The sequence below is a fragment of the uncultured Croceicoccus sp. genome (genome assembly GCF_947496385.1).
GTDB lineage: Bacteria > Pseudomonadota > Alphaproteobacteria > Sphingomonadales > Sphingomonadaceae > Croceicoccus.
The window spans coordinates 1-4,858 of record NZ_CANMCP010000032.1; the positions used below are offsets into that span (position 1 = coordinate 1).

Annotated in this window: 5 protein-coding genes and 1 pseudogene; 4 read left to right on the forward strand and 2 right to left on the reverse strand. The window is 54.5% G+C overall.

All coding sequences use genetic code 11. The features are described from left to right. Positions 1 to 321: 321 nt before the first annotated feature. Complete coding sequence (locus Q0897_RS16175; RefSeq protein WP_366519952.1) at positions 322 to 492, reverse strand: transposase; 171 nt, start codon at positions 490 to 492, stop codon at positions 322 to 324. 106 nt (positions 493 to 598) lie between these two features. Further along, complete coding sequence (locus tag Q0897_RS15855) at positions 599 to 826, reverse strand: hypothetical protein (protein ID WP_299310374.1); 228 nt, start codon at positions 824 to 826, stop codon at positions 599 to 601. A 115-nt stretch (positions 827 to 941) separates the two neighbouring features. Between Q0897_RS15855 and Q0897_RS15860 the strand changes: the two genes are divergently transcribed. From Q0897_RS15860 to Q0897_RS15875, 4 genes and pseudogenes are all read left to right on the forward strand, one after another. Further along, positions 942 to 1,199, forward strand: a complete 258-nt coding sequence (locus Q0897_RS15860; RefSeq protein WP_299310376.1) for a transposase — start codon at positions 942 to 944, stop codon at positions 1,197 to 1,199. 80 nt (positions 1,200 to 1,279) lie between these two features. After that, complete coding sequence (locus Q0897_RS15865; RefSeq protein ID WP_299310380.1) at positions 1,280 to 1,723, forward strand: IS5 family transposase; 444 nt, start codon at positions 1,280 to 1,282, stop codon at positions 1,721 to 1,723. A gap of 167 nt (positions 1,724 to 1,890) precedes the next feature. Continuing rightward, a complete protein-coding gene (locus tag Q0897_RS15870) occupies positions 1,891 to 4,068 on the forward strand; it encodes a glycosyl hydrolase (protein ID WP_299310378.1) in 2,178 nt (725 codons plus the stop codon). 173 nt (positions 4,069 to 4,241) lie between these two features. Continuing rightward, a pseudogene (locus tag Q0897_RS15875) lies at positions 4,242 to 4,786 on the forward strand (DDE-type integrase/transposase/recombinase); the annotation flags it as partial. Between the last annotated feature and the right edge of the window lie 72 nt (positions 4,787 to 4,858).

A 4,858-nucleotide genomic window follows, 5' to 3' on the forward strand; every position in this document is an offset into this window, starting at 1 on the left:
CGGCAACGGTGTAATCGGAGGCCTCGCCGGTCAGGATGAAGCCGAGAGGCAGCCCCTCATTGTCACGGCGGGCCGGGTGTGCATCGGGAGCTTGCTCGTAGCCGCCGCGTGATCGACCGGGAGCGTTCGCACAAGCCCCCTTTTCCGCCCGCTGCCGAGACATGGCCGCGAACGCTGGTCTGTCGATCGTGTGCTGCCAGTCGTCGGTCGGGCCCAGATCGACCAGCGTTTGCAGGAGAGCATCCCAGACACCCTGTTCTGCCCAGCGCCGGAACCGGACATAGATCGAGTTCCGATTGCCGTGTCGCTCGTGGATGTATGCTATGCACAGCTTCGCTTCCGCGCCAGGGGGCAGCCGCCCCGCAGCGCGTGGAGCATGCCATTGAGAAAGCGCCGGTTATGGCCTGCAGGAGACGCCCACCGGCCTTGCTCAAGCGGCAGCAGCGGCCCGATCAGTTCCCATTCCGCATCCGACAAATCCCCGCGACCCATGACTGGCCCTCAAAAAGCAGGCTCGAATCACAACCAAGCAAATTTGCCAATTCCTTTTGTCAACACGGCCTACGCGGCGTGGACAAATTCCGGGCGGGCTGGATGCCTATCTGGGTTGATCGCCCGTGACGAATTGCACGATAAAAAACAGCACCGCGCACCCGCACCAGAAGATCGCCCAAGCGGAGAAGACTCGGCGGAACGCTATCGGGTATTCTGGTTTCTGGATGAACCAAACGAAAATATACGGGCACCAGAAGGTCAGGAACCCCATCAGCGCCAGTTTCGGTGTCGATGCCTGTGGCGCGGCTTCGTCTATTGGCACGGCAGTCATAGGTGAACTTATTTCCCATAAGCGCGGCCTTCGCCATCGAACTGCTGAAGGAAACACACGGCGAGATTGACGCGAAGCGATGAGGTTGATTCAAGGCTGCCTTTAGGAGGCAGGTTTGAGCCGCGGCGATCTCACCGAAGCGGCATGGCGTGTTCTGAAGGGCTTGCTGCCCATAGAAGCGGAGAACCGTGGTCGCGGCAGGCGGCCCGAGCAAAACCGCTCAATCATCAACGGCATCCTGTGGCGGCTTCGCTGCGGTGCTCCATTGCGCGACGTGCCACCGAAGTACGGTAGCTGGAACACCATCTATCGCCGGTTCCGGCAATGGAGCGAAGCCGGCGTCTGGGAGACCATTGCCGTGACTTTGGCCTAGATCATGGCGGACAGCGGCCACTACAGCATCGATAGCACCACCGTTCGCGTCCATGTCTCGGCAGCGGGCGGAAAAGGGGGATTCATCGACGCGCTCTTGGCCGCTCGCGGGGCGGATTCACCAGTAAGCTTCACTGCCTGGCTGATGCCCTTGGACGACCGCTCGCCTTTATTCTGACCGGCGGCGAGGCGGCAGATTGCAAGGCGTATGATGCCTTGACCGGACTGCCCGAACGGGCACCGGAAGCGCTGCTTGCAGACAAGGGCTACGACGCAGACGTAATCCGCGCCGACCTTGCCGCAGGGAAAATCGAAGCGGTCATTCCCGGCCGGTCAAATCGCCGCGTGAAAATCGAGTATGATCGGGCGCTCTACCAGCAACGCAACCGCATCGAGCGCATGTTCGGGCAGATCAAGATCAACCGCGCCATCGCCACCCGCTACGATCAATTGGCCAACAGCTTCCTCGGAATGGTCCATCTCGCCAAGGCCAGATACTGGCTCAAATTTGTCCACGCCGCCTAAGGCCGTGTCGACCGCTTGACGTCCTTCGAGCGTGAAGGCGGCCAGAACAGAAGGAGACTCTCCAGACGCATATATTTTTAAACCATTAGGGCAAATTTAACTGTCTCTAGGCCATTATTCGAATGACCGCGCAATCGCATTCATAGTTAATTTTGCTTGGAGCCGACATGAGCAACCCTTTTGTGATCGAGAATCAAGGAAAGATTGGTATCGGTACATGGCCTGTACACGGTAGCATCAGCATGATTATTGATGCTCAGACCGTGTCTGCCGATTGGTTCTATAATTGGATGCCTAATGTAGATCTCGGGAACATAAATAGCTGGTTATCCGGCAATGGCGTGAATCTGACGGTCAAGCATGATGACACTTCAATTTTATTGAGCGGACAAAATGGATGGGCTGTTCAAGAAGTGCTATTGGGCAATAGTACCTCTTGGTCTTTCCAGTTCGATGGCCAATTGCTTCTGGGTTCCGCCGGTGTGGAGCTTAAGTTCGAAGACGCGCAGGGATCGTTACTGGCATCGAGATGGGTGGGGATCAATGCGATCGATCAAGATTATGTTCTGAATGGTAGTACGCCCGAAGGTGCAGTGAATGTAAAAATCACGGTCTATACTGAGAAGAGCGGATTAGCCGAGTTCGATGATTTTGTGTTTTTCGGCAATGGAAAAAATCTTATTGGCAACGGGGACTTCGAATCGAGTGGGATGGCGCAGAGTGCACCCGGCTTTATCCCCATGATCTGGTCGGCCGCTGATATGGGTAAGCTGGATAGCCTTGCCGCTGCAAATCCGGGCGGGCCGTTGCTGACTTTCAATGAGCCCGATCATCCCAATCAGGCGAACATGAGCGTCGAACAGGCGTTGGCTGAATGGCCCGAGTTAATGACGAGTGGGATGCGGCTTGGATCTCCCGCTGTAACGACATCAAATACCCTGAAAAGCGGCGGCTGGCTCGATCGCTTCATGTCTGGTGCTGACGCGCTTGGGTATGAAGTAGACTTCATCGCTGTGCATTATTATACCACAAATACCGACGTAGGCGCCTTCAAGTCTTTCCTTGAAAAGGTGCATGAGAAATATGGTAAGCCGATCTGGGTGACCGAATGGTCACTCGCGGACTGGTCCAACGAAGGTCGCTTTAGCGCTGAGGAACAGCAGGCGTTTTTTGAAGCTGGCACACATATGCTTGACGACCTTGCATATGTTGAAAGGCAAGCCTGGTTCTCCGCCTACCCTAATCTCGACGGTCTCAACCTCAACACTGAGCTCTACGACGAATTCGGTGCGCTTACGCCATTGGGAGAAACCTTTTTCGATCTCGCTCAAAACCCGGTTGATGCCAAGCCTGTGCCGAAGGTGATTGAGGGGGGGGCGCCAACTAACACTTATGTTGGCTCTTCGGAGATCGATACCGTCGATTTTTCGGCGGCATTGGACGCAATTGTTGCGGATCTATCCAGCAAATATTTCGTCGATATTGAAAACCTTATCGGTGGTATGGGAAATGACCGATTGTATGGAGATGCAAAAGTAAATGAAATAATCGGCGGACCAGGCGATGATCGTTTGTATGGCCGTAGTGGCAATGACGTCTTAATCGGGGACACAGGATCTGACCGCTTGGATGGAGGTGAAGGCCAAGATATTTTGCGCGGCGGGGCTGGTAACGATCTCTATATCGTGAATGATCTCAACGATATCATCGATGAAACCGATCAGTTCGGCAACGATGCTGGCGGCTACGATAAAATCATCAGTTCCGTAGACTTTGCAATGGATGGTCTCGCTAGGTTTGCCGAGCAAATAACGCTCACCGGCAACGCAGACATCAATGGTATCGGCAACGGCAAAGGCAATAAAATCTACGGTAACACCGGGAAAAACGTCATTAATGGAGGCGCAGGCCGAGACCAACTTTATGGGCGGGGCGGCGACGATAAATTAGACGGCGGTTCGGGAAATGACGGGCTTTATGGTGATGACGGAAATGACGTTCTCATCGGCGGATCGGGTGACGACCGTATCTATGGTGAGGATGGGGATGACGTTTTAATCGGCGGATTGGGCACCGACCGCCTTTACGGCGGAAACGGGAGCGATATTTTTGTCATCGATAAGGGTTTTGGACGAAATACGATCGTTGATTTTCAATTTGGGAACGAGGGTCACGACGTAATACAAGTATCGTTGGGAACGACGTTCGATACCTTCGATGAGGTTTTTGCTGCTGGTAAACAGGTCGGATCCGATGCAGTGTTCACATTTGGAGGTCAGGGTGTTCTTACAATCGCCAATGTGTCAATCGAAACACTGACTGCAAATGACTTCAATTTCGGATGATCCTCGTTACAATTTATCAGGTAATCAAAATGTTGGTTCTGTCTGCCGTCAGCACTGACGGCACAGATTTCAGGTTGTGATTTAAGGAGGGTTGGGGCTTCGTCGTTGTACCAAATTACCCAAGAAGTCCCAACCCTCATTGAAAAAGCGCTGGCCAAGTTCCTGCTGAGCCGGTGGTTAAGGATATTCGGCGGCAGACGCGGCGCGATTTCTCGGCCGAGGACAAGATCCGCATCGTGCTGGATGGTCTGCGCGGTCATGGCAACATCGCCGAGTTCTGCGAAGGAAGGCATCGCAGAGTCTTTATTACAGTGGTCGAATGAGTTCATGGAAGTGTGGAACCGAATCGGCGTTGATACCAAGACGAGATCGTGACACTGGCGCTGGAGGAACGCGATCTGAGAACCTGCGAACTGGCGGGGCGCTTGACCGATAAGAAGCACGGCTTCGTATTAGAATTCACGGTTGCCGCCTGCTGAAAGGCCCACGATCGGATCACCCGCCCGGCCTATGTCGTGATCAAGGCCGCTTATCAGTTCCATACCAACACCACCCGTCCAAACGAGATGTGGCAGACTGACTTTACCTACTTAAGATCATCGGACTGGGCTGGATGTATCTGTCGACCGTGCTCGACGATTTCTCGCGTTACATCATTCCCTGGAAGCTATGCACCGACATGCGCGCCGAGGAGATGGCCAACACGCTGAACCTCGCGCCTTTGTTGCCCGACAAGCCGCGCGGTGTTCCCCGGGTGGATGACCGGCGGGTGCTTAACGGAATCATGTGG